The organism is Albibacillus kandeliae, from assembly GCF_003116585.1.
GTDB lineage: Bacteria > Pseudomonadota > Alphaproteobacteria > Rhodobacterales > Rhodobacteraceae > Albibacillus > Albibacillus kandeliae.
The window spans coordinates 1-20,581 of the sequence record NZ_QEHM01000018.1 but is presented as its reverse complement, the minus strand read 5'-3'; the positions used below and the strand labels follow the sequence as shown (position 1 = coordinate 20,581).

26 protein-coding genes and 2 tRNA genes are annotated in these 20,581 nt (G+C 66.2%); 13 read left to right on the top strand and 15 right to left on the bottom strand.

Features of this window, described 5'->3' with window-relative positions; genetic code table 11:
- The 5 genes from DDT93_RS25995 to DDT93_RS25975 form a co-directional block, all read right to left on the bottom strand.
- Positions 1 to 515, bottom strand: a 515-nt coding sequence (locus tag DDT93_RS25995; protein WP_109468841.1) for a hypothetical protein, incomplete at its 3' end; no start/stop codon positions are given.
- The gene (locus tag DDT93_RS25990; protein ID WP_109468840.1) at positions 515 to 982 is read right to left on the bottom strand and encodes a hypothetical protein; all 468 of its coding nucleotides are present in this window, start codon (positions 980 to 982) and stop codon (positions 515 to 517) included. The genes DDT93_RS25995 and DDT93_RS25990, both read right to left, overlap by 1 nt.
- Positions 979 to 1,233 (bottom strand): hypothetical protein, encoded by a 255-nt coding sequence (locus tag DDT93_RS25985; protein WP_109468839.1) that lies wholly within the window; start codon positions 1,231 to 1,233, stop codon positions 979 to 981. The genes DDT93_RS25990 and DDT93_RS25985 overlap by 4 nt, the downstream gene beginning before the upstream one ends.
- Before the next feature lie 69 nt (positions 1,234 to 1,302).
- Complete coding sequence (locus DDT93_RS25980) at positions 1,303 to 1,626, bottom strand: hypothetical protein (RefSeq protein WP_109468838.1); 324 nt, start codon at positions 1,624 to 1,626, stop codon at positions 1,303 to 1,305.
- Positions 1,623 to 1,835: a helix-turn-helix domain-containing protein gene (locus DDT93_RS25975; protein ID WP_232825581.1), complete on the bottom strand. Its 213-nt coding sequence runs from the start codon at positions 1,833 to 1,835 to the stop codon at positions 1,623 to 1,625. The genes DDT93_RS25980 and DDT93_RS25975 overlap by 4 nt, the downstream gene beginning before the upstream one ends.
- 97 nt (positions 1,836 to 1,932) lie before the next feature.
- Between DDT93_RS25975 and DDT93_RS25970 the strand changes: the two genes are divergently transcribed.
- From DDT93_RS25970 to DDT93_RS25940, 6 genes are all read left to right on the top strand, one after another.
- Positions 1,933 to 2,289, top strand: a complete 357-nt coding sequence (locus DDT93_RS25970) for a helix-turn-helix domain-containing protein (protein WP_109468836.1) — start codon at positions 1,933 to 1,935, stop codon at positions 2,287 to 2,289.
- A gap of 327 nt (positions 2,290 to 2,616) precedes the next feature.
- Positions 2,617 to 2,898, top strand: coding sequence for a hypothetical protein (locus DDT93_RS25965; protein ID WP_109468835.1), 282 nt, complete (start codon positions 2,617 to 2,619; stop codon positions 2,896 to 2,898).
- 219 nt (positions 2,899 to 3,117) lie between these two features.
- Positions 3,118 to 3,348, top strand: coding sequence for a hypothetical protein (locus tag DDT93_RS25960; RefSeq protein WP_109468834.1), 231 nt, complete (start codon positions 3,118 to 3,120; stop codon positions 3,346 to 3,348).
- 108 nt (positions 3,349 to 3,456) lie between these two features.
- Complete coding sequence (locus DDT93_RS25955; RefSeq protein ID WP_109468833.1) at positions 3,457 to 3,747, top strand: DUF2312 domain-containing protein; 291 nt, start codon at positions 3,457 to 3,459, stop codon at positions 3,745 to 3,747.
- Positions 3,748 to 3,792: 45 nt separating this feature from the next.
- Positions 3,793 to 4,170 carry a hypothetical protein gene (locus tag DDT93_RS25950; RefSeq protein WP_109468832.1) on the top strand — a complete coding sequence of 126 codons (378 nt, stop codon included), beginning with the start codon at positions 3,793 to 3,795 and terminating at the stop codon, positions 4,168 to 4,170.
- Positions 4,171 to 4,363: 193 nt separating this feature from the next.
- Positions 4,364 to 5,374, top strand: coding sequence for a site-specific integrase (locus tag DDT93_RS25940; RefSeq protein ID WP_109468830.1), 1,011 nt, complete (start codon positions 4,364 to 4,366; stop codon positions 5,372 to 5,374).
- 96 nt (positions 5,375 to 5,470) lie between these two features.
- Here DDT93_RS25940 and DDT93_RS25935 read toward each other — a convergent pair.
- Positions 5,471 to 5,555 (bottom strand) — tRNA-Leu (locus DDT93_RS25935).
- A 106-nt stretch (positions 5,556 to 5,661) separates the two neighbouring features.
- Entirely contained in the window at positions 5,662 to 7,209 is a 1,548-nt protein-coding gene (locus tag DDT93_RS25930) for an NAD(P)H-hydrate dehydratase (protein ID WP_109468844.1), read from the bottom strand.
- Positions 7,210 to 7,403: 194 nt separating this feature from the next.
- Here DDT93_RS25930 and DDT93_RS25925 point away from each other — a divergent pair, with 194 nt between their 5' ends.
- The 3 genes from DDT93_RS25925 (at position 7,404) to DDT93_RS25915 (ending at position 9,679) form a co-directional block, all read left to right on the top strand.
- On the top strand, positions 7,404 to 7,742 hold the full coding sequence (locus tag DDT93_RS25925) for a P-II family nitrogen regulator (protein ID WP_088632625.1): 339 nt from the start codon (positions 7,404 to 7,406) through the stop codon (positions 7,740 to 7,742).
- A gap of 33 nt (positions 7,743 to 7,775) precedes the next feature.
- The gene (gene glnA / locus DDT93_RS25920) at positions 7,776 to 9,182 is read left to right on the top strand and encodes a type I glutamate--ammonia ligase (RefSeq protein WP_109468829.1); all 1,407 of its coding nucleotides are present in this window, start codon (positions 7,776 to 7,778) and stop codon (positions 9,180 to 9,182) included.
- A gap of 188 nt (positions 9,183 to 9,370) precedes the next feature.
- Entirely contained in the window at positions 9,371 to 9,679 is a 309-nt protein-coding gene (locus DDT93_RS25915; protein ID WP_109468828.1) for a DUF1272 domain-containing protein, read from the top strand.
- Between the two features lie 35 nt (positions 9,680 to 9,714).
- Here DDT93_RS25915 and DDT93_RS26650 read toward each other — a convergent pair whose 3' ends face one another.
- The 7 genes from DDT93_RS26650 to DDT93_RS25885 form a co-directional block, all read right to left on the bottom strand.
- Positions 9,715 to 9,858, bottom strand: a complete 144-nt coding sequence (locus DDT93_RS26650) for a hypothetical protein (protein WP_157960304.1) — start codon at positions 9,856 to 9,858, stop codon at positions 9,715 to 9,717.
- 41 nt (positions 9,859 to 9,899) lie between these two features.
- Positions 9,900 to 10,403: a GNAT family N-acetyltransferase gene (locus DDT93_RS25910; RefSeq protein WP_109468827.1), complete on the bottom strand. Its 504-nt coding sequence runs from the start codon at positions 10,401 to 10,403 to the stop codon at positions 9,900 to 9,902.
- Between the two features lie 85 nt (positions 10,404 to 10,488).
- Positions 10,489 to 10,656 (bottom strand): 50S ribosomal protein L33, encoded by a 168-nt coding sequence (gene rpmG / locus DDT93_RS25905; protein WP_008885060.1) that lies wholly within the window; start codon positions 10,654 to 10,656, stop codon positions 10,489 to 10,491.
- A 453-nt stretch (positions 10,657 to 11,109) separates the two neighbouring features.
- Positions 11,110 to 12,513 (bottom strand): FAD-binding oxidoreductase, encoded by a 1,404-nt coding sequence (locus DDT93_RS25900; protein WP_109468826.1) that lies wholly within the window; start codon positions 12,511 to 12,513, stop codon positions 11,110 to 11,112.
- Positions 12,514 to 12,534: 21 nt separating this feature from the next.
- A complete protein-coding gene (gene ggt / locus DDT93_RS25895; RefSeq protein WP_109468825.1) occupies positions 12,535 to 14,322 on the bottom strand; it encodes a gamma-glutamyltransferase in 1,788 nt (595 codons plus the stop codon).
- 26 nt (positions 14,323 to 14,348) lie between these two features.
- Positions 14,349 to 14,903 carry an RNA 2',3'-cyclic phosphodiesterase gene (gene thpR / locus DDT93_RS25890; protein ID WP_109468824.1) on the bottom strand — a complete coding sequence of 185 codons (555 nt, stop codon included), beginning with the start codon at positions 14,901 to 14,903 and terminating at the stop codon, positions 14,349 to 14,351.
- Between the two features lie 70 nt (positions 14,904 to 14,973).
- Positions 14,974 to 15,960, bottom strand: a complete 987-nt coding sequence (locus tag DDT93_RS25885; protein ID WP_109468823.1) for a 2-hydroxyacid dehydrogenase — start codon at positions 15,958 to 15,960, stop codon at positions 14,974 to 14,976.
- Positions 15,961 to 16,278: 318 nt separating this feature from the next.
- Here DDT93_RS25885 and DDT93_RS25880 point away from each other — a divergent pair, with 318 nt between their 5' ends.
- Both DDT93_RS25880 and DDT93_RS25875 read left to right on the top strand, forming a co-directional pair.
- Positions 16,279 to 16,725 carry an SH3 domain-containing protein gene (locus DDT93_RS25880; RefSeq protein ID WP_232825582.1) on the top strand — a complete coding sequence of 149 codons (447 nt, stop codon included), beginning with the start codon at positions 16,279 to 16,281 and terminating at the stop codon, positions 16,723 to 16,725.
- Positions 16,726 to 16,847: 122 nt separating this feature from the next.
- Complete coding sequence (locus tag DDT93_RS25875; RefSeq protein ID WP_109468821.1) at positions 16,848 to 17,837, top strand: NADPH:quinone reductase; 990 nt, start codon at positions 16,848 to 16,850, stop codon at positions 17,835 to 17,837.
- Positions 17,838 to 17,844: 7 nt separating this feature from the next.
- Here the strand turns inward: DDT93_RS25875 and DDT93_RS25870 are convergent, their stop codons facing one another.
- The gene (locus DDT93_RS25870; protein ID WP_232825580.1) at positions 17,845 to 18,819 is read right to left on the bottom strand and encodes an ABC transporter transmembrane domain-containing protein; all 975 of its coding nucleotides are present in this window, start codon (positions 18,817 to 18,819) and stop codon (positions 17,845 to 17,847) included.
- Positions 18,820 to 18,961: 142 nt separating this feature from the next.
- Between DDT93_RS25870 and DDT93_RS25865 the strand changes: the two genes are divergently transcribed.
- Together DDT93_RS25865 and DDT93_RS25860 are read left to right on the top strand one after the other, a co-directional pair.
- Positions 18,962 to 20,338, top strand: a complete 1,377-nt coding sequence (locus tag DDT93_RS25865) for a mechanosensitive ion channel domain-containing protein (RefSeq protein WP_109468842.1) — start codon at positions 18,962 to 18,964, stop codon at positions 20,336 to 20,338.
- 66 nt (positions 20,339 to 20,404) lie between these two features.
- A tRNA-Gln gene (locus DDT93_RS25860) sits at positions 20,405 to 20,479 on the top strand.
- The last annotated feature ends 102 nt before the right edge of the window (positions 20,480 to 20,581 follow it).

Genomic DNA, 20,581 nt, shown 5'->3' with positions numbered 1-20,581 from the left:
TTCAGGATCTGCAGCTTCAGCCGCTCGTAGCGCTTGCGCTCGCGCGCCATCTCGGTGGCCTCGATGTAGCGCTGCCGCCGCCCGAGCGCCTTCACCGACATCTCCTGCACCACCGGGTGTGCCCAACGGATCTCGCCGGCGCAGTTGCAGAGCTCCCACTTGTGCAGCGGCGTGATCTCGCGCTTCAGCAGGCTCTGCCAATGCGCCAGGTCCAGCCCCAGCAGCCGCGACAGCAGACGGTCATCGGTCGGCAGGGTCCCGACCGGCGCCTCGTTCTGGGCCACCATGAAGAGGTCGAAGCCGTAGGCGCGCACCTCCGGGTCCGCCAGCAGGCGGAAGCTGCTGGTGAGCCAGCGGTTGTGGTGGAACTCGACGAAGTAGTGGCTCTCGAGCCGCTCGCCGGGCTCGATCGGGTAATCCGGGATCGTGCCGATATCGACCGCGCGCAGCGTGGCCTTCGGCGCCTCGTTCTGGGCCGGGCCTGCGCGCTCGGGGCTCTCCGTCGACCCGGCCATCACTGGAGACCCCGGCTCAGCACCAGGTCATCGACCCCCTCGAAGGCCACCGCGCTGGCGATATGACTCGCGCGCGCGAAGTCCCAGCTGATGCGGGTGAAGCCGTGGGCGCCGCGAAGTGTAGCCTTCGCATCGCTGGCAAATTGGCGTTCAGCCATCCACGCCCGGAGGCCACCGTCAGCCGGGCCGGGGTCGGCAGGGATAGCACTCGGTCGATCGGCCAGGGCTCCCAGTGTCAAAGGCGCTGGCGCAAGTAAAGCTTCAGCCCTAACCCGCCTGATCTCTTCCGAACCCGTACACGGGGCGATCAGCAGGGTGATGGTCTCCGCGGCGCGCAGGCCGAGGCAGAGGCGAATGTCATCTCCGACCCGCGCATGGGGGAACGGGCTGTTGGGCCAGACCACCGCGGTGATCTCGCCCGCGAGGATCGCGCCCACGAGGTTCGGCTGCACGGCATAGGCAATCATCCTTCAGCGCTCCCGGCCCCCGCCTCGTCCCAGGGCATCGCCGGCAGCGTCACCCATTCGCTCGAGGCTACCAGGCTCGAGTGGCTGATCGCCGTCGGAACCCGCACCGAGACCCGGCCCGGCTGTGCACCCGCCACGCGCGGGAACTGCGCCCGCCCGAGCGAGGACTTGGCGATCACCGCGGTCCCCGGCGCCTGGCAGAGCGGCTTCCTCAGCGGCGGGCGCCCCAGCAGGTCGATCTCATCGGCCATAAACGGGGCTCCCGGTGCGGAACAGGTATTCTAAGACGATTGCGGGACGCGCGCCCTGCCCCGGTACCATCACGCGGCCCTCTGCACGGCATCGGCGAAGAAGGCCGGGGCCTCCGGGTCGGTCAGCAGGACCAGCAGCGCGATATGGCTCGCGGGCGCGGTCACCGCGCCCCACCAGTTCAGCGCGGTCTGGAAGCTCACGTCACAGAACAGCGCCACCTCCCGCGGGCTCGCAAAGCGCGCATGGAAGTAGGCCGACCAGAGTTCAGCCGCCTGCACCTTCAGCCCGTAGGGCTCAAACCGGTTAGAGCAAGACCTTTGCGACCCGCCCTGCGCAGCCTCCCCGCATGGAACCGCATTGTTCACGATCAGCGTCAGTCGAGGCCGCATCATGCCGCAGCCTCCGTCGTCTCTCCGCGCCCAGCCTCGGGCGGCGGGTTCTTCGCCATGTAGGTCCGGATCTTGTCGAGCGTCCGTTGCGTCGGGCTGCTCTCATCGCGCTCCCAGCGCGCCCAGGTCAGGCCGCCCCCGGCGCCCGCCTTCTGAACGATCGTCGAGGGCTTCACCCCCACCCCTGCCGCGTAAGCGCGGACTTCTGCCATGAACTGCTCCATGAGCACTTGATAGATACGTTGTTCTACTCAGGTCAAGATAAATATATCGATACAGTAGATACATCTATCGGTGCAGGATTAGGTCATGAGTGACAACGAAATCACTGAACCATTCCTGCTAAGGCTCCGGGCCGCCATCGAGGCCGACCCGAACCTCAACGTCTCGAACCTCGCGGTCAAAGCCGGCCTGGGGAACAGCGCCATTCGCCTGATGTTCAGCCGCAACACCAGCCCGAGGGTCGCGACAATGCGCAAGATCTGCGCCGCCCTGGGGACGACGCTGGAAGAGTTCATGAGTAACGCCCAGACCGAAGACGAGAAAGAAATCGTCCGTCTATTAGGTCAGCTACCCGAGCACCTGCGCCAGCAGCTTCTGGGGTATGGGCGAGGTCTTGTTGCTGCGTCTGATCACGATCAGCCAGAAGACGACGGAAAAAGTTAACGATCTCGCGATCTGACATTGGCGACCCTCCTCCCAACACCCATCCGAACGGGGGGCCACCAATCAGGCATTTTCCCAGCGTCAATGCAAAAGAAAAATCCCCTTCATCCACGTAAAAGTTCGACGCGACGGAAGAGCGCAAGCAACCGGGCCAAAGACTGGGGCGCCCAACACCTCAGTAAACCTTTCAACGCCAAGAGCGAGGTCTAAAGTTCGATTCAGCCTCTACGCGCGGCTTACTTCAAATCGATGTAAATATCTACTTTTTCGTTGACATAGATATTTTGAACTATAATGTAATCTTCCATCAACCTGATGGAGGATTGAATGCAAGACGACAGGAAAGCGGTGCTGAGCGATGCGCGTCACGTGGCGCTCACGCCCGAGGACTACCTCGATGACCCGGCCCAGTTCGTGGCCGCCTGGGCCGCCATGAAGGCCGGGCGCGGACAGGGCTTCGACCCGGCCCGGCTGCGGCCCATGCACATCATCGTCCCGCCCGGACCCGCACCGGAGCCCACCGAGCAGACCCTCGAGCGGACGGGTCACAAGATCCGCGCCGTGATCGAGGCCCGGGGCTACGCGGTCCGGCGTGACGATGCCGCCTGAGGGAATGCGTGGTGATCTTGGCACTCGGTATGTTTGTCCGCGCGGTCCGCCCGCGCCTGCCCCACCCCGATGATCGAACGGGAGATACCGGCACGAGGATGGCCGGTGTCTTCCTTGGGACGGGTCCGCGCCCCGTCTTGCAATTGGCGCGGACCCCGCGCGGGCAGGCCAATCCTCCCCCGAAGCCCTGCCCGCGCTTCAACTCCCGGAGGCGTTCCCATGACAAAGGCCCTGCATGACTTCCCGGCCGATCGCGAGACTGGCGCCACCGACTGGGAGGACAAGGGCGTGCCGGATCACCCTGCGCCCCTGCCCGACGACATGCACATGGCGCTCTCCGAGGAGCTCGCGCACCTCGACGCCATCGCGGCGCTGCGTCCCTTCGTCTGGGCCGGCATCGCCACCATCATCTTCTGGGTCGTGCTGCTGCTCGCGCTGCTGCTGACCTGATCCCCTTTCCGCCCGGGGCGCGGCGCTGGCTGCCACTCACGATGTTCGCCGCGCCCCAAGAGTGACTGACCCGCCCTGCGGCCCTGCAGGCTATCCCGGAGACATCCCATGTTCGATGATACCGCCCCCCGCATGAAGGAGACCGAGGCCGACCGCGCCGTCCGCGACAAGGTCGAGCAGGCCACGGCCGACCGGCTCCGGTCCTTCGTCGAGCGTATCGAGCAGGAGAAGGCGGAGATCGCCGGGCAGATCAAGGAGGTCTACGCCGAGCTCAAGGCCGAAGGCTTCAATGCCCCGGCCCTCCGCGCCCTCGTCAAGCGTCGAAAGCAGGACCCCGACACGCTCGCAGAGCACGAGGCCGTCCTCGAGCTCTACATGACCGCCCTCGGGATGGGCTGAGCCCCTCGCCCACCCACACAACGCACCACGGAAGCATCAGGACCCATGCCAGCACGCAAGTATTCCGATACCCTGCTCGATCGCGCCGCCGCCATGCGGGATGAGGGCCATTCCTACACGGCCATCTCGCACCGCCTCGGGATCTCCTACGGGGCCGTCTACTGGCATTGCCTGCGGCTCGGTGCCGACAGCCCCCGCGCGCAGCGAAGCCGGGAGCACGCGCCGGGACCAAGGGTTGTCTCCCGCGGCAACCACCAGGTCCGCCGCTTCACCGAGGACGAAGACCGTCGCCTGCTGGCGATGGAGCTCGACGGCGAAACCGTCTCCGCCATAGCACGCGCGCTCGGCCGAAAGCCCGACTCCATAACCGGGCGCCTCATGACCCTCGCAAGGCGCGAAGCACGAAGGGAGGTCAAGGGATGATTGCAAACAATCAGCTGCTGGCCAGAGAAGCGACAGCGGCTAAGATGTTAGACATGACAGTCAATGATTTTCGAGAACTCGTTGCATCCGGCTGCCTCCCCAAACCCCTTCGGATCGGAGGCAGGCATGATCGCTGGTCAGTTGAACATCTGAAAGCGATCAGTACCGGCACAATCCTGGATGACAAGTTTGAATGGTAACTAAGAGCACAAAACCCTATCTCGTTCGTATACACCGAAACGGCAAAGACTATTGGTATTTTCGAAAAGGTAATACTCGCATCCGATTGCCAGACGATCCGGATAGCGCGGAGTTTGACCGAGCATACTGGGAGATTCGCTCAGGCCAGAAAAGCACGCCCTGCCGAACCTCATTTGACGCCCTAATTGTCAGCTTCTATCAGTCACCACGATTTCAAGGCCTGAAGGCTACTACACGCGCAGAGTACCGCCGCACGATCGAACTCATTCGCGAGAAAAATGGCAGCAGAGATTTTACAAAGCTCCGCCGTAAGGATGTCATCGCCGCGCGAGACAGCTATGCTCATCAGTGGCGCAAAGCCAACGCAATGGTCGAACAACTTTCAATCCTCGCACGCCATGCGATCGACTTGGAATGGATAGCGACTAACCCCGCGCAAGGAGTCGAGAAACTAAAGGGGGGCAGCTATGAAGCCTGGCCGCAGTCCAAACTGGCCGCTTACGAGCAGCACTGCCTGGAATACGGTCTAAGGTTCGAGCGAACCATCTACGAACTATGCATAGGCACAGGCCAGCGGATCGGGGACGTCGTCTCGATGGAGTGGGCACAGTTCAAAAGCGGCTATATGGAAGTGGTACAGGAGAAGACTGGAGCACGCTTGTCCGTGTATTGCCCCGACAGGCTACTTCAGTATCTCGCGACGCTCCCCAAATCGGGGAAGCACATTCTCGCAAAGAACCTCACCCAACACATCAGTAAGCGTAGAGCCCAAGCGCTCGTGGCCAACGTCCGCAAGCACATCAAAGCAGATGACTTCGTTATCCACGGCTGGCGCTATACCGCTGCGAAAGAGCTTGCCGAAGCCGGGTGCAGCGACTCAGAGATCCAGGCAGTAACCGGTCACAAGTCTCTTGATATGGTTAAGAAGTACCGACAGCAGGCGAGGCAACGTGAACTATCTAAGTCCGCTCAACAGAGACGGAACAGAACAAAAACAGAATGAGAACATCAAATCGAGTGTAAAACGAACTGTAAAACTTCAGAATGCTCCGCTAGAAAACCAGCCACAGTTTCAGCAATTTCTTTTGAAAAATCAGTATGGTGCGGGTGAAGGGACTTGAACCCCCAAGCCTTGCGGCGCCAGAACCTAAATCTGGTGCGTCTACCAATTCCGCCACACCCGCACGAGCCCGCCGGCCGGGGCCTGCGCGCCGGAGCCTCATAGCAAAGGTTAATTTCGGATGCGAGCGGAAAACGGCGCCCCCGCGCGGGACGTGGCGGCGTCGCGCCTCAGATCCCGAGCGCGCGGAAGACGGCCGGCAGCTGCTCGGGCAGGTCCTCGGCGATCAGCCCGGGGCCGAACGTCAGCGCGCATTCCACGTGCAGCCAGGCCCCCGTCTGTGCCGCATCCATCGGCGACAGCCCGCGCGCCAGCAGGCCGGTGATGAACCCGGCCAGCACGTCGCCCGAGCCCGCCGTGGCGAGCCAGGGCGCGGCGCGGTCGTAGTGGGCGGAATTCACCACACAGGCGCCGAGCGGCGATGCAATCACCGTATCCGCGCCCTTGTAGAGCACGACGCACCCGGCCCGCTCCGCCGCCGCGCGCGTGGCGTCGTCCTTGGAATAGGCCGGGCCGCGGGTCGGTGTCTCGGCCAACCGGGCCGCAATTTCGGGAAACAGCCGCGCGAATTCGCCGCCGTGAGGTGTCAGCACGCATTTGTCATGCAGCAGGTCAAAGAGAACCTCGGGGGCCTCGGCAAAGGCGGTCAGCGCATCCGCATCCAGCACCACGGCGGGCCTGTGCGCGGCCGACAGGGCCGTCTCCACCAGCTCCCCCGCCCGGTCGACACCAAGCCCCGGCCCAAGGCACAGAGCGTTCAGGCGCGCGTCCTGCAACGCCCCTGCCAGCGCCTCGGCACCATCGATCCGCCGCAGCATCAGCGCGCTGATCTGCGCCGCCACCTCCATCTGCGCACTGCCCGGAACCCCGAGCGTGACCAACCCCGCCCCGATCCGCAACGCCCCCCGCGCGGCGAGTCGGGCAGCACCGGTCTTGCCGGAACCACCGGTCAGGATGAGGGCGTGGCCCTCGGAGTACTTGTGTCCGCCGGCGATCTTACCGAGCCGCCCAAGTGTCCGGGCATCTACCATTTGCACCACACCCGGCTCTGGACATTCAAGGCCGATGTCCTTCACCGCCACCCTGCGGCACCATTCGGGACCATCAGCCAACCGGTGCCCCAGCTTCTCGGCATGAAACGTTACCGTGAGGTCGGCGGGTATCACGGCGTCCGGGTCCGCGCCGAGGACGCGGCCCGAGTCCGAGCATAGCCCCGACGGCAGATCGACCGCGACGATCCAGCCCTTCACGGGCTCCTCCCGGTCATTCAGGGCCGCCGCGATGGCGACCAGTTCTTCCGGCAGGGGCCGGGACAAGCCAGTCCCGAATGCGGCGTCGACAAACAGGTCGAGGTCTGGCTGATCCGCGTCGAAACCTGGAAATTTAAGGAGTCGTTCCAGGCTCCGGGCATCACCCACCTCCCCGATCGCGCACCACCGCTCGTAATTCGCTCGCGCGTCCGGCGCCAGCTTCTCCGCCTCCCCGTAGAGGTAGACATCGACAAGCCAGCCATGTTCCTCGGCCAGCAGCCGCGCCACCACGAATCCGTCGCCGCCATTGTTCCCCGGCCCGCAAAGAACCAGCGCACGGAACGCGCCCTGCGCCAAAGCGGGCCATGCCTCGAAAACCGCCTCGACGACACCCCGCCCCGCGCGCTCCATCAGGTCGAGCCCCGTGACCTCGCCGCCCTCGATGGCCGCCTGTTCGATGGCCCGCATCTGCGCGGCCGTCAGCAACTCCACCCGGCGCACCTCCGCCGATTCAAAACTGCATGTTTGTTAATCACTGAGCACAAAATATAATCGCTCCGAGACATTCCTTCTGGACCTTGTCACAGGGTTAATCCTATCCGATTGTGACCGCCAAGCAGAAATGATCTGACCCGAGCCAAACACGGTTGCGAGGAGCCCCCATGAAAAAGATCGAAGCCATCATCAAGCCGTTCAAGCTGGACGAGGTGAAGGAAGCGCTGCAGGACGTGGGCGTCCAGGGGCTTTCCGTGATCGAGGTGAAGGGCTTCGGACGCCAGAAGGGCCATACCGAGCTCTATCGCGGCGCCGAGTACGTGGTGGATTTCCTGCCCAAGGTGAAGATCGAGGTCGTGCTGGATGACGACCAGGTCGACGGCGCCATCGAGGCCATCATCGCGGCGGCCAAGACCGACAAGATCGGCGACGGCAAGATCTTCGTCACCTCCGTCGAACAGACCATCCGCATCCGTACCGGCGAGACCGGCTCGGACGCGCTTTAAGACCAATTTCCAAAAACAAGGGGAACAAAGGGAATGAGCATCAAAGCAGTTCTCAAGACCATCAAGGATGAGGAAGTCGAATACGTCGACATCCGCTTTACCGACCCGCGCGGCAAGCTGCAGCACGTGACCGTGCTGGCGGACCAGGTCGATGAGGACTTCCTCGAAGAAGGCTTCATGTTCGACGGTTCGTCCATCGCCGGCTGGAAGTCGATCGAAGCTTCCGACATGAAGCTGATGCCCGACACCGAGAGCATCTACGTCGATCCCTTCTACGCCGAGAAGACCCTCTGCATTCACTGCTCCGTCGTCGAGCCCGACACCGGCGAACCCTACGAGCGCGACCCGCGCGGCACCGCCGCCAAGGCCGAAGCCTACCTGAAGGCCTCGGGCATCGGCGACGCGGCCTACATGGGCCCGGAAGCGGAATTCTTCCTCTTCGACAACGTCAAGTTCTCGAACACCATCAACAAGGTGTCCTACGAAGTTGACGCGACCGACGCGTCCTGGAACAGCGACACCGACTACGAGATGGGCAACATGGGCCACCGCCCGGGCCTCAAGGGCGGTTACTTCCCGGTCAACCCGACCGACGAAGCCCAGGACCTGCGCTCGGAAATGCTCTCGACCATGAAGCGCCTCGGCATGAAGGTCGACAAGCACCACCACGAAGTGGCGTCGTGCCAGCACGAACTCGGCCTGATCTTCGACACGCTGACCAAGCAGGCGGACGAGCTTCAGAAGTACAAGTACGTGATCCACAACGTCGCGCACGCCTACGGCAAATCGGCCACCTTCATGCCGAAGCCGATCTACGGCGACAACGGCTCGGGCATGCACGTGAACATGTCGATCTGGAAGGACGGCAAGCCGCTCTTCGCAGGCGACAAATACGCCGACCTCAGCCAGGAAGCGCTCTACTACATCGGCGGCATCCTCAAGCACGCCAAGGCCCTGAACGCCTTCACCAACCCCGGCACCAACAGCTACAAGCGCCTGGTTCCCGGCTTCGAAGCCCCCGTTCTGCGCGCCTACTCCGCCCGCAACCGCTCGGGCTGCGTGCGTATTCCGTGGACCGAGTCGCCGAAGGCCAAGCGCGTCGAAGCCCGTTTCCCCGATCCGTCCTCGAACCCCTACCTGGCGTTCGCGGCACTCCTGATGGCCGGCCTAGACGGCATCAAGAACAAGATCGATCCGGGCGAAGCCATGGACAAGAACCTGTACGACCTGCCCGCCGAAGAGCTGGCCGGCATCCCGACCGTCTGCGGCTCGCTCCGCGAGGCGCTGGAAGAGCTGCAGGCCGACATGGACTTCCTGCTGGCCGGTGACGTGTTCACCAAGGACCAGATCGAAGGCTACATCGAGCTGAAGATGGAAGAAGTGCTGAAGTACGAAACCACCCCCCACCCGGTGGAATTCGGAATGTACTACAGCTGCTGATCCGGCTTTTGCCGATCACCGGTTACGGGGGCGCCCTTCGGGGCGCCCCTTTTTCCTTTGCCCCCGCCTCCGCCTTCTTTGGGTTTCAAATATCCCGGGGAGCGCGTGGGGCCGGCCCCTCGCAGCCACGCCACCAGCCCGCGCCAAATCCTCTTCCCATTTCGCCACATCCAAGGCAGGCTGGCGCCATGCTCGAACTCAGACCCAACTGCGAAATCTGCGACCGCGACCTGCCGCCCCAGTCGGGCGAGGCGCGGATCTGCACCTACGAATGCACCTATTGTGCGGATTGCGCCGAGTCGGTGCTGCATGGGGTCTGCCAGAACTGCGGCGGCAACCTCGTTCCCCGCCCGATCCGGCCCCGGCAGGACTGGCGCCCGGGCACCGGGCTCGGGTTCCACCCGGCCGGAACCACGCGGCGTCACGGCAAGTGGAGCGAGGCCGAGCGCAACGCCCTCGTCGCCAAGCTCTGCGCGGTCCCGCCGGATCAGCGCTAGGCGCCCCGCCCCTCAGCGCGCCTTCAATGGCCGGATCAGTCGGCCCCGATGCCCGGCAGGGCGTCCAGTGCCGCGCGTGTCACGGTGCTGCCCCCGATACCGGTAAAGCCCACGCCCGCCTCGGGCTGGCACGCCGTGAGCGCCATCAGGGCGGCCAGGACCATCGCTGTCTTGATCATGTCGTCAGTATCTCCAAAGGCCCCCCGGTCAGGCACAAAGCCTATGACAGGCCCCGCCACGCCGCCAAGTCCAGCCGCATCAGGACGGCCGGAAAGGTGATGCCCGGCTGCAACGCCATCTCGACCTCTCCTTCCGCACGGAACCCGACCGAGGCGTAGAAGGGCACGGCGTTCCGCGTCGCGAGGCACTCGAAGGCGCGGATGCCCTCGGCCCCGGCAGTGGTGCGAATCCGCTCCAGCAGGGCGCGCCCCACGCCCCGCCGCACCACCTCGGGCGCGGTCGCAACATCGCGGATGTGGGCAAGCCCGGGGCGGCCCCGGTCGGGGCTCCAGCCGCCGACGCCCAACAGGCGGCCTTCACCCTCCGCCGCGAAATAGCGCCCCGAGGCCAGCAGAGCCGGCTGGGCGCGCGCGATCAGCGGCAGGGCGGTCACCCTCACCGAGGGCGGATAGGCGTCCTTCAGCAGCCGCGGAAAGGCCCGCGCCAGCAGCGCGTCGACCTCCGCGAGATCGGCTGGTGTGGTCGGGCGAACCGAGATCTCCATCGCCCCTGCCTTTCGTCAGTGCAAACGACGAAAGGGGCCACGCCGATGGCGTGGCCCCGAATGTCTCAACCCGTCGAAGGTCGGCTTACTTGATCTTGCCTTCCTTGTACTCGACGTGCTTGCGGGCAACCGGGTCGTACTTACGGACCGTCATTTTCTCGGTCATGGTACGCGCGTTCTTCTTGGTGACATAGAAGTGGCCCGTGCCCGCGGACGAGTTCAGGCGGATCTTGATGGTGGTCGGCTTGGCCATTGTGGGTCTCCTGCGCCGGAGGCCAGGCGCCCCCGTGAAATCTCATGAGCGTTGCCTTTTACCCATGCCGGCGCCCGAGTCAACCGGTTCGATGAAGGAAATGCAACGCGAGCCGTTCCCCCCGCCCCGGCCCCCGAGCCGGGGCCCCGCACCAGACGCACAACACGGCCCCGGGTCAAGCCCGGGGCGTAAACAAGATCACCCCACCCCGGCCCCCGAGCCGGGGCCCCGCACCAGACGCGCAACAAGGCCCCGCGGCAAGCCCCAGGCGGAGCCCAAATCACCCCGCCCCGGCCCCCGAGCCGGGGCCCCGCACCAGACGCGCAACAAGGCCCCGCGGCAAGCCCCAGGCGGAGCCCAAATCACCCCGCCCCGGCCCCCGCGCCGGGGCCCCGAACCAACTGCGCAACATGCCCCCAAGGAAACCCCGGGGGCGAGCAACATCCTTCCGGCTCAGGCCGGTACGATCTTGCCCGGGTTCATGATGTTGTCGGGATCGAGCGCCGCCTTGATCGCCGCCATGTACTTGACGGCAGGCCCGAGCTCGCGCTCGAGGTAGGGCCGCTTGCCCTGACCGATGCCATGCTCGCCGGTGCAGGTCCCGTCCATCGAGATGGCGAGGTCGTTCAACCAGCTCACGTATTCCTCGGCGCGGGCCACCTCGTCCGGATTCGACGTGTCGATCAGCGGCAGGGTGTGGAAGTTGCCGTCGCCCACGTGGCCGACCACGGGCGAGAGCAGCCCCAGTTCCTCGGCCTTGGCCTGCGCCGCGACGACGCATTCCGCCAGCCGCGAGATCGGCACGCAGACGTCGGTCGAGAAGCCGATGGCGCCGGGACGCAGCTGGTGGGTGGCAAAGTACATCTCGTGCCGCGCCTTCCACAGGCGGTTGCGCTCTTCCGTGCTGGTGGTCATCTCGAACCCGTTGCCGCCGAAATCCTCGGCGATGGCGCCAAAGGTCTCCGCCTGTTCGACCACGCCCGCCTCCGAGCCGTGGAATTCCAGCAGCAGCAGCGGTGTCACCGGCAGGTCGAGCTTGGCATAGGCGTTCGCGGCCTTGACCGAGAGTTCGTCCAACAGCTCGATCCGGGCCACTGGCACGCCGTACTGGATCGTCGTCATCACCGCCTGGCAGGCGGCGTCCACGCTCGGGAACGAACAGCGGGCCGAACTGATCGCCTCGGGAATGCCCTGCAGTCGCAGGGTGATCTCGGTGATCACCGCCAGCGTGCCCTCCGAGCCCACCAGCAGGCGGGTCAGGTCGTACCCGGCCGAGGACTTCTTGGCGCGCTGCGCGGTGCGGATGATGGTGCCGTCGGCCATCACGGCCTCCAGCGCCAGCACGTTGTCCTTCATGGTGCCGTAGCGCACCGCGTTGGTGCCGCTGGCCCGCGTCGCGGTCATGCCGCCGATCGAGGCATTGGCGCCCGGATCAATCGGAAAGAACAGGCCCTGGTCCCGCAGGAAGGTGTTCAGCTGCTCGCGCGTCACCCCCGGCTGCACCACGCAGTCGAGGTCGCCCGCATGCACGGCGAGCACCTTGTTCATCTCGCTCATGTCGATGCAGACACCGCCGGCGGGCGCATTGATGTGCCCCTCCAGCGAGGTGCCGGTCCCGAAGGGAATCACCGGCACGCCGTATTCGGCGCAGACCTTGACGATTTCCGCGACTTCGTTGGTGTCATGGGCAAAAACCACCGCGTCGGGCGGCTGGTTCACGATCCAGGTGGTGGTGTGGGCATGCTGCTCCAGCATCGAGGGGCTGGTGTGAAAACGGTTCCCGAACCGTGCCTTCAGCACCTGCAAAGCCTTTGCGATTCCCGCCTCGTTGCGCGGCAGCGCGACAGCCTGAACCATGTCGTCCTCCTTCTCCGGGCGTCATTCGCCCAGTGCTATTCCCTCGCGCCTCGGATCCGCCCCGCCCTTCAGGACCTGGCCGATCTCAATCGCGTGCAGGCCCGAGTTCAACTCCTGCACCTTGGCTTGGTAGCCCATTGCCTCCAGCGGTTCCAGCATGTCCTCCAGCGGCGTGCCCGCCTCGAGGTCGAAGGTGCCGAACCTGTTCACCGCGTGACCCATGGCCACCGCCTGCTGCACGTTCATGCCCCAGTCCGCCCAGGCGATGATCGCCTGCGCCACATAGCCGATGATGCGGCTGCCCCCGGGCGACCCGATGGCCAGCACCGGGCGCTCGTCCCGCATCACGATGGTCGGCGCCATCGAGGACCGGGGGCGTTTGCCCGGCTCGACCCGGTTGGCGACGGGCAGGCCCTCGTCATGGGTAGCAAAGGAAAAGTCCGTCAGTTCGTTGTTGAGCAGGAACCCCCGCACCATCAGTCTGGAGCCGAAGGCGTTCTCGATGGTCGTCGTCATCGACAGCACGTTGCCCTCACCGTCGACGATGGTGATGTGCGAGGTCGAAGGAAACTCGATCGCCTGATCATCCCCCCAAAGCTCTGCGTGGTCCCACTCGGGCGTGCCCGGCGCCACCTCGGGCAGCGCGTCGTCCCCCTCCAGCAGCTTGGCCCGCTCGGCCAGGTAGGCAGGGTCGATCAGCCCCTCGGTCGGCATCGGGACATAGTCGCTGTCGGCCATGTAGCGGCCCCGGTCCGCAAAGGCGAGCCGCGAGGCATCGCCGATCCGCCGCCACGCCTCCGGTTCCTTCGGCCCAAGCGCGTTCAGCTCCGAATGCTCCAGCATCCCGAGGATTTGCCCCAGCGTCAGCGCCCCGGAGGACGGCGGCCCCATGCCGCAGACCTCGTAAGAGCGGTAGTCGGCGCAAACCGGCGGGCGCTCCTTCACGGCGTAGGTGGCGAAATCGAGCTCGGACAGCACGCCCGGATTACCTTCCGCCCCGCGTACCGCCTGCACGATATCGCGCGCGACATCGCCCGCGTAGAACGCGTCGGCCCCCTGCTCGGCCAGCAGCCTGAGCGTTTCGGCATAGGGCCGGTTGGTCAGCACCTGCCCGGCCTGGATGGGCGCGCCGCCCGGCAGGAAGTAGCTGGCCGTCGTCTCGAACCGGCCCAGCCGCTCGGCATCTCCCGCCACGGATTCCGCCAGTCGCGGCGAGACCTCGAAGCCCTCCTCCGCCAGCGTGATCGCGGGAGCGAAAAGATCACCCCACGCGGCCTTGCCCCAGCGCGCATGGGCCGCGCCCAGCAGCGCAGGCGTGCCCGGCGTGCCCACCGAGCGCCCGCCGACCACCGCGTCGAAGAACTGGAGCGGCTGGCCCTCGGCATCAAGGAACAGCTGCGGCGTTGCCTCCAGCGGCGCGGTCTCGCGCGCGTCCAGCGTCGTCATCTGCCCCGTGGCCGCGTCGTACCAGACCAGAAAGGCACCGCCGCCCAGCCCCGAGCTCTGCGGCTCCACCAGCCCCAGCACCAGCTGCGCCGCGATCATCGCGTCCGCCGCGCTGCCGCCCGCGCGCAGCACCTTCGCACCGGCCTCCACCGCCAGCGGGTTTGCCGCCGCGATCATCCAGTGATCGGCCTCCACCGGGCGCCCCTCGTCCTTGGCCGCAAGCGCCGCGGCAATCTCGGGAGATGCGGGGGCGACCGTGGTGGCGGTCGCGCCTTCCGGCTGCACCGTGTCCGCCGCCTGCTGCGCCACCGCCGCGCCCGCCAGAGCCCCGCCCAGCGCCAAACCGATCCAGAAATGCTTCATCTTGCGCCTCCCTTTCGGCGGCAAGTCTACCCCAAGCCGCCGCCGAGGCAATCCAGCGGGTAGCGCGCCAGCACCTCGTAGCGAACCCCCGCCGGATGCAGATCGGAGCGGAACAGCGCAAAGGACCGGACCACCAGAGCGGGCAGTCCCGCGCCCAGCCCCTGTTCCAGCAGATCGGGCAGCACGCCCTGCCCCTCGGGGCCGCGAAACCGCGCGAGCGTGACATGCGGCCGGTACTCTCCGCCCTGCAGCACCATCCCCGACCGCCGGGCCGCCCGGCTCACCGCCCGCTGCAGATCAAGCAGCGGCGCACTCGGCTCGGCGGCGGCATAGAGCAGGCGCGGTGCATCGCCGCCAAAACAACCGAGACCGTTAAGATTGACCGAAAAGGCAGGGCGCGTGATCTGTTCGAGCAGCCCGTGCAGGTCTTCCAGCCGTTCCTCGGGCTGGTCATCGAGAAAGGCGAGCGTCAGGTGCAGGTTCTCCTCGGCGACCGGCCGTCCCGACCGCAGGCGCGCCTGCACGCGCGCCAGCGCCGCCGCGACCTCGCCCGTCACCTCGACCGCTACAAAGGCGCGCATGGAAGCCTCCCGCACCACGCCAGCACGTTCCCGGAACGTCTTGCCAAAAGTCTCGACGAGACCTTTGCCGTCACAGCATCGACGGAACCACCTGATCCGGCGGCCGGTGCCCGTCCTCGAAGGTCTTGATGTTGATGATCACCTTCTCGCCCATCTCGATGCGCCCCTCGACCGTGGCCGAGCCCATGTGCGGCAGCATCACCACGTTGTCGAGTTCGCGCAGGCGCGGGTTGTTCTGGGTGCCATGCTCGTAGACGTCGAGCCCGGCGCCCGCAATCTCGCCCGCACGCAGCATCCGGGTCAGCGCGTTCTCGTCGATGACCTCCCCGCGCGAGGTGTTCACGATCACGCCGGTCGGCTTCATCAGCTTCAGGCGCCGCGCGTTCAACAGGTGAAAGGTCGAGGGCGTCGAAGGACAGTTGATCGAGATAATGTCCATCCGCGCCACCATTTGGTCGAGGCTTTCCCAATAGGTCGCCTCCAGCGCATCCTCGATCTCGCCGCGCAGCTTGCGGCGGTTGTGATAGTGCACCTGCATGCCAAAGGCCCGCGCCCGCAGCGCCACGGCCTGGCCGATCCGGCCCATGCCGAGAATCCCCAGCCGGCGCCCCGCGATGCGCCCGCCCAGCAGGGCGTTGGGCGACCAGCCCTGCCAGTCGCCGCGCTGCATCACCGCCAGCCCCTCGGGGATGCGACGCACCACCGCGAGGATCAGGGCAATGGCCATGTCCGCCGTATCGTCGGTCAGCACGCCGGGCGTGTTCGACACGAGGATGCCCCGCTGCCGCGCCGTGGCCACGTCGATATGATCGAACCCGGCGCCGTAGTTGGCGATCAGCTTCAGCCGGTCGCCCGCCTGCGCCAGCATCCGGTTGTCGATCCGGTCGGCGACGGTGGGCACCAGCACGTCGGCGCCCTGCATGGCCTCGACCAGTTCGTCGCGCGTCATCGGCGTATCGTCCTCGCGCAGCCGCACGTCGAACAACTCGCTCAACCGGGTTTCCACCTGGTCCGGCAACCGTCGCGTAACGACAACACTCAACCGCTCTCTTGGCACGCCTGCTCTCCCCATACTTTCAAGTCCCTGCGCCTTGTGGCATCAAAGCCTAGGATCAGGCGGGGCACAAGAACCCCGGACGGAAAATCCAGGTTGAATTTCCGCGGCCGGTCCGGTCGAGCGTAACGATGCACAGGCAGGCATTCGGTGACGAAATCACAAGGTTTCCTGCGCCCATTTGCGGCGTTCCTCCTGGCTCTGATGCTGGTTTCCCTCCCGCTGGCGCGGACGGCAGCCGCCGGTGATGTCCCCCCCGAGGACATCGAGGCCGAATCCGATATCGAGATCGACACCGAGGGCGAAGCGCCCCAGCCCGTGATGATCGACGCCCGGCACAGGCGCGGCCCGGTCACCAACCTGCCGCTGCCCCGCTACGTCTCGCTCAAGACCGACGAGGGCAACGTGCGGCGCGGCCCCTCGCTCACGCAAAAGATCGACTGGGTGTTCAAGCGCCGCGACATGCCGCTGGAAGTCACCGCCGAATACGGCCACTGGCGCCGCGTGCAGGACAGCGACGGCGCGGGCGGCTGGGTGCACTATGCCCTGCTCTCCGGCGTACGCACCGTGCTGGTGCAGGAAGACATGACACCGATCCGCGCCCGCCCCGATTCGAACGCCCCGGTGAACGCCGCGTTCGAGCTCGGCGTGATCGCCCGGCTCGGCACCTGCGAGCTGAGCTGGTGCAAGGTCAGCGCCGGCGGCTACAAGGGCTGGGTCGAGAAAAGCGCCCTCTGGGGCGTCGACGAGGACGAAATCCGCGAGTGATCCCGGCGTCTTAGACCGCACCACCTGCGCTGGGGCAGCTTTCTCCGCGCCCCCTCTGGTCTCTCCCGGCCTCCCGCGGCTAGTCTCCGCCGCGACTGAGTGATCAAAAGGGGACAGCCAACATGCAAGCCATCACCTACCGCAGCTTCGGCGCTGCCGACGAGGTTCTGACCCTCGAGCAGCTGGAAACGCCGCGCCCCGCGCCCGGCGAAGTGCTGGTGGACCTTGCATTCTCGGGCGTGAACCCCTCCGACGTAAAGGCCCGTGCCGGGGCCCGCGTCGGCGTGACCAAGCCGCCCTACCCCGTCATCATCCCGCACAGCGACGGCTCCGGCGTGATCTCGGCAGTGGGAGAAGGGGTCGACCCCGCGCGGCTGGGCCAGCGGGTCTGGATCTGGAACGGCCAGTGGCGCCGCGCCTACGGCACCGCCGCCACGCAGATCGCGCTGCCATCGGAACAGGCGGTGCGCCTGCCCGACACCACCGACTTCGAAACCGGCGCGGTGCTGGGCATTCCCGGCCTGACCGCGGCCTTCACCGTCTTCAGCTCGGGCGAGGTGGCGGGCAAGACCGTTCTGGTGCAGGGCGGGGCCGGAACGGTGGGCTACCTTGCCGTGCAACTGGCCAAGTGGGGCGGCGCCAGGGTGATCGCCACCGCCCGGGGCGCCGGTCTCGACCGCGCCTTCAACGCCGGGGCCGATGCCGTGGTGGACTATACCGCCGCCGACGCCGCCGAGCAGATCCTTGCCGCCAATGACGGCCGCCCGGTCGAGCGCATCGTCGAGGTGGAGTTCGGCGCCAATGCCGCGACCGATACCGCGGTGATCGCCGAGAACGGCCACATCTGCGCCTATGGCTCGGCCCGGGACATGACCCCGAGCCTCCCGTTCTACCACCTGATGTTCAAGGCGGTGACGCTCGAGCTGGCCCTGATCTACCTGCTGACCCCCGCACAGCGCGCCGCGACCGTGGCCCGCCTGACCCGGGCGCTGGAAGACAGCGCGCTCGCCTGCCCCATCGAACAGGTATACGGCCTTTCCGAGACCGCCGCCGCGCACCGCGCGGTCGAGGCCGGGAACCGCGCCGGTGCGATCCTCGTGGCCACCAGCTGACAGGTCGTCAGCGCTCGGCCATCCAGCTCGCGATCAGCCGGTGCTGGACACTGGCCTGCGCCGCCTGCCGGTAGAAACCGATCAGCTCGCGCAGCGGGTCAGCCATGCGCTCGAAGCCCGAGATGAAGGCGACGATCACCCCGACCTGCGTTTCGCCCTGCATCACGAGGTAGCCGCCCACCAGCAGCACGCTGGCCGGGCCCGAGGCGCTGAGCAGGTTCAGCAACGCCTTCAGCCCGTACTTCAGCAGGAGGTAGCGCATCCGGTTGCGGTAGATCTTCGGCAACAACTCCTGCGCCGCGTCCGGCCCCTCGCCCGCCTCCTCGCTCCCCATCAGCGAGATCTCGTCGCCCAGTTCGCGCACCAGCGTGACCCGCTTCTCGATCAGCCGGTTCAGCCGCCGCTGCAAGAGCGGCGTCAGCAGCACCTGCGGCAAAAGAAAGAACAGCGCGAACACCGCGATGCGCGGCTCGACGATCAGCATGTAACCGGTGATGCCCAGCAGCATCGCCACGTTGGCAAAGGCCTGCGAGATCGATTCCCCGACAAATCCCCCAAGGATCTCGACCTCGGTCCCGACGATCGAAACCGTCCGCCCCTGCCCGTTCTCCTCCGGCGTCAGGCTCTCGCCATAGAGCCGCAAGAGATGGCGGCGGGTGTAGAGGATGGCGCTCTCGCTCAGCCAGCCCTGGTAGAGGCGCAGCGCCAGCTTGCCGCCCTGATGCAAGGCCACCACCGCGACATAGGCGCCCCCGAACCACAGCAGCATGGGCATCTCCCCACTGCCGACCACCTCGTTGACGATCCGCCGCTGCAGCTCCAGCGGCACGAGGTTCACCAGGGCGATCAGCACGGCGCAGACGCAGACCCACACGTTGTGCCATCCGCTCATGCGCCAGACATACCCCATGAGGCTCGCCGCCGCGCTGTCATCGCCTGTCTTGCGCACGCGGTGCGGCGCCATCGGAAACTTGAATGTCATCACTCGCAAAGGGTCCGGACAAAATAAGGTCGTCCTGCACAAACTAGCGCGCTGCCACGGATTGCGAATCCCCACCGCGCTTGTGCTGCTGGCGGCCCTGCCCCATCATGCGCCAAGTCATTTCCAAACCGTCTCTTTCCCGATGCGCCTGCTGTTCCTTCTCGCCTGCCTCTGCCTCCCCCTTGCCTCGGTGGCACAGACCACCAGCGCCCCGGCCCCCTCCACGACCGGCGCCCAGCCCGACGGGAGCATCGCGGTCGAGGACAGCGCGGCCCAGGACGCCGCCATCGCCACGCGTCTGCGCGCCATCCTCGCGGGGCTCGAAGGCTACGACCATGTCACCGTGACGGTCGCCTCGGGCATCGTCACCCTGCGCGGCACCACGCTCGACAGCGCCTCGGCCACGCGGCTCAACGACATCGCCAGCCGGGTCGAGGGCGTGGTCGCCATCCGCAACGAACTGGCCGAGACGACCGACGTGGTCGAACGCCTGAACCCCGCGCTGCAGCGATTCCGCGGCCGTGTCCTTCAGTTCGTCGCCTTCCTGCCGCTGCTCTCCATCGCGCTCGCCGCCTTCGCGCTGATCTGCGCGCTCGGCTTCTGGATCGCGAGCTGGCGCAACCCGTGGGAACGCATCGCGCCCAACGCCTTCATTGCCGAGATCTACCGGCAGGTCCTGCGCATCGGCTTCGTGCTGGGCGGTGTCGTCGCGGCGCTGGATATCCTCGGGGCCACCGCCCTGCTCTCGACCATCCTCGGCGCCGCCGGGATCGTCGGGCTCGCCATCGGTTTCGCCGTCCGCGACACCGTCGAGAACTTCATCGCCTCCATCCTGCTGTCGATCCGCCAGCCCTTCCGCCCCAACGACACCGTCGAGATCGAGGGCGATCAGGGCAAGGTGGTCCGCCTGACCTCGCGCGCGACGATCCTGCTCAGCTACGACGGCAACCAGATTCGCATTCCCAACGCGACCGTGTTCAAGGCGCGCATCGTGAACTTCACCCGCAACGACGAACGCCGATTCCTCGTCGACCTCGGCGTCGCGCCCGACGCCGATCTCGCGGCGGCGCAGGCACTGGCGCTCGATGTGGTCAGCGCCCTGCCATTCGTCCTGAAAGAACCCGCGCCGCTGGCCTGGATCGAGACCATCGGCGACAGCACCATCACGATTCGCGTCGCCGCCTGGATCAGCCAGGCCGAGACCAGTTTCGTCCTCGCCCGGTCCGAGGCCATCCGGCTGCTGCTCGCCGCCTTCACCGAGGCGGGAATCGACATGCCCGAACCCGGCCTACGCCTGCTCGGCCTCACCCCGCCCGACTCGCCCGTAACCTTGCCACAGGCCCCGGCCGCCACTGCCGACAGGCCCCACCCAGCCCCGCACGCCGCCGCCCCGGACCTCCACGCCGAGGCCACAGACGTGACCGCCCGCCCCGAAGCCGCGCTGGAACGCATCGCCGAAGCCGAGCGGCAGATCGGCGAGGACCAGGATCTCCTCAACAAATCCGCGCCATCCGAATGAAGTCGATTTTTTGCCAATTCGGGTCTTGCACCCATCCGCCGACCAGCTTAATTAGCCGCTCACTGATGGGGTGTAGCCAAGCGGTAAGGCAGCGGTTTTTGGTACCGTGTACCGTAGGTTCGAATCCTACCACCCCAGCCAGTACTCCCTAGAACAACGTTGTAAGGCACCCGTCACACCCGTTGGCGGAGAAATGCCCCCAATAAGTGCCCCAGTTCTTCTGGATGGTCTTTGGGCTACGCT

Coding starts and splice junctions, on each gene's coding strand:
- DDT93_RS25990 (WP_109468840.1), bottom strand. CDS start 982: ATGATTGCCTATGCCGTGCAGCCGAACCTCGTGGGCGCGATCCTCGCG.
- DDT93_RS25985 (WP_109468839.1), bottom strand. CDS start 1,233: ATGGCCGATGAGATCGACCTGCTGGGGCGCCCGCCGCTGAGGAAGCCG.
- DDT93_RS25980 (WP_109468838.1), bottom strand. CDS start 1,626: ATGATGCGGCCTCGACTGACGCTGATCGTGAACAATGCGGTTCCATGC.
- DDT93_RS25975 (WP_232825581.1), bottom strand. CDS start 1,835: ATGGCAGAAGTCCGCGCTTACGCGGCAGGGGTGGGGGTGAAGCCCTCG.
- DDT93_RS25970 (WP_109468836.1), top strand. CDS start 1,933: ATGAGTGACAACGAAATCACTGAACCATTCCTGCTAAGGCTCCGGGCC.
- DDT93_RS25965 (WP_109468835.1), top strand. CDS start 2,617: ATGCAAGACGACAGGAAAGCGGTGCTGAGCGATGCGCGTCACGTGGCG.
- DDT93_RS25960 (WP_109468834.1), top strand. CDS start 3,118: ATGACAAAGGCCCTGCATGACTTCCCGGCCGATCGCGAGACTGGCGCC.
- DDT93_RS25955 (WP_109468833.1), top strand. CDS start 3,457: ATGTTCGATGATACCGCCCCCCGCATGAAGGAGACCGAGGCCGACCGC.
- DDT93_RS25950 (WP_109468832.1), top strand. CDS start 3,793: ATGCCAGCACGCAAGTATTCCGATACCCTGCTCGATCGCGCCGCCGCC.
- DDT93_RS25940 (WP_109468830.1), top strand. CDS start 4,364: ATGGTAACTAAGAGCACAAAACCCTATCTCGTTCGTATACACCGAAAC.
- DDT93_RS25930 (WP_109468844.1), bottom strand. CDS start 7,209: ATGCGGGCCATCGAACAGGCGGCCATCGAGGGCGGCGAGGTCACGGGG.
- DDT93_RS25925 (WP_088632625.1), top strand. CDS start 7,404: ATGAAAAAGATCGAAGCCATCATCAAGCCGTTCAAGCTGGACGAGGTG.
- glnA (WP_109468829.1), top strand. CDS start 7,776: ATGAGCATCAAAGCAGTTCTCAAGACCATCAAGGATGAGGAAGTCGAA.
- DDT93_RS25915 (WP_109468828.1), top strand. CDS start 9,371: ATGCTCGAACTCAGACCCAACTGCGAAATCTGCGACCGCGACCTGCCG.
- DDT93_RS26650 (WP_157960304.1), bottom strand. CDS start 9,858: ATGATCAAGACAGCGATGGTCCTGGCCGCCCTGATGGCGCTCACGGCG.
- DDT93_RS25910 (WP_109468827.1), bottom strand. CDS start 10,403: ATGGAGATCTCGGTTCGCCCGACCACACCAGCCGATCTCGCGGAGGTC.
- rpmG (WP_008885060.1), bottom strand. CDS start 10,656: ATGGCCAAGCCGACCACCATCAAGATCCGCCTGAACTCGTCCGCGGGC.
- DDT93_RS25900 (WP_109468826.1), bottom strand. CDS start 12,513: ATGGTTCAGGCTGTCGCGCTGCCGCGCAACGAGGCGGGAATCGCAAAG.
- ggt (WP_109468825.1), bottom strand. CDS start 14,322: ATGAAGCATTTCTGGATCGGTTTGGCGCTGGGCGGGGCTCTGGCGGGC.
- thpR (WP_109468824.1), bottom strand. CDS start 14,903: ATGCGCGCCTTTGTAGCGGTCGAGGTGACGGGCGAGGTCGCGGCGGCG.
- DDT93_RS25880 (WP_232825582.1), top strand. CDS start 16,279: ATGATCGACGCCCGGCACAGGCGCGGCCCGGTCACCAACCTGCCGCTG.
- DDT93_RS25875 (WP_109468821.1), top strand. CDS start 16,848: ATGCAAGCCATCACCTACCGCAGCTTCGGCGCTGCCGACGAGGTTCTG.
- DDT93_RS25870 (WP_232825580.1), bottom strand. CDS start 18,819: ATGACATTCAAGTTTCCGATGGCGCCGCACCGCGTGCGCAAGACAGGC.
- DDT93_RS25865 (WP_109468842.1), top strand. CDS start 18,962: ATGCGCCTGCTGTTCCTTCTCGCCTGCCTCTGCCTCCCCCTTGCCTCG.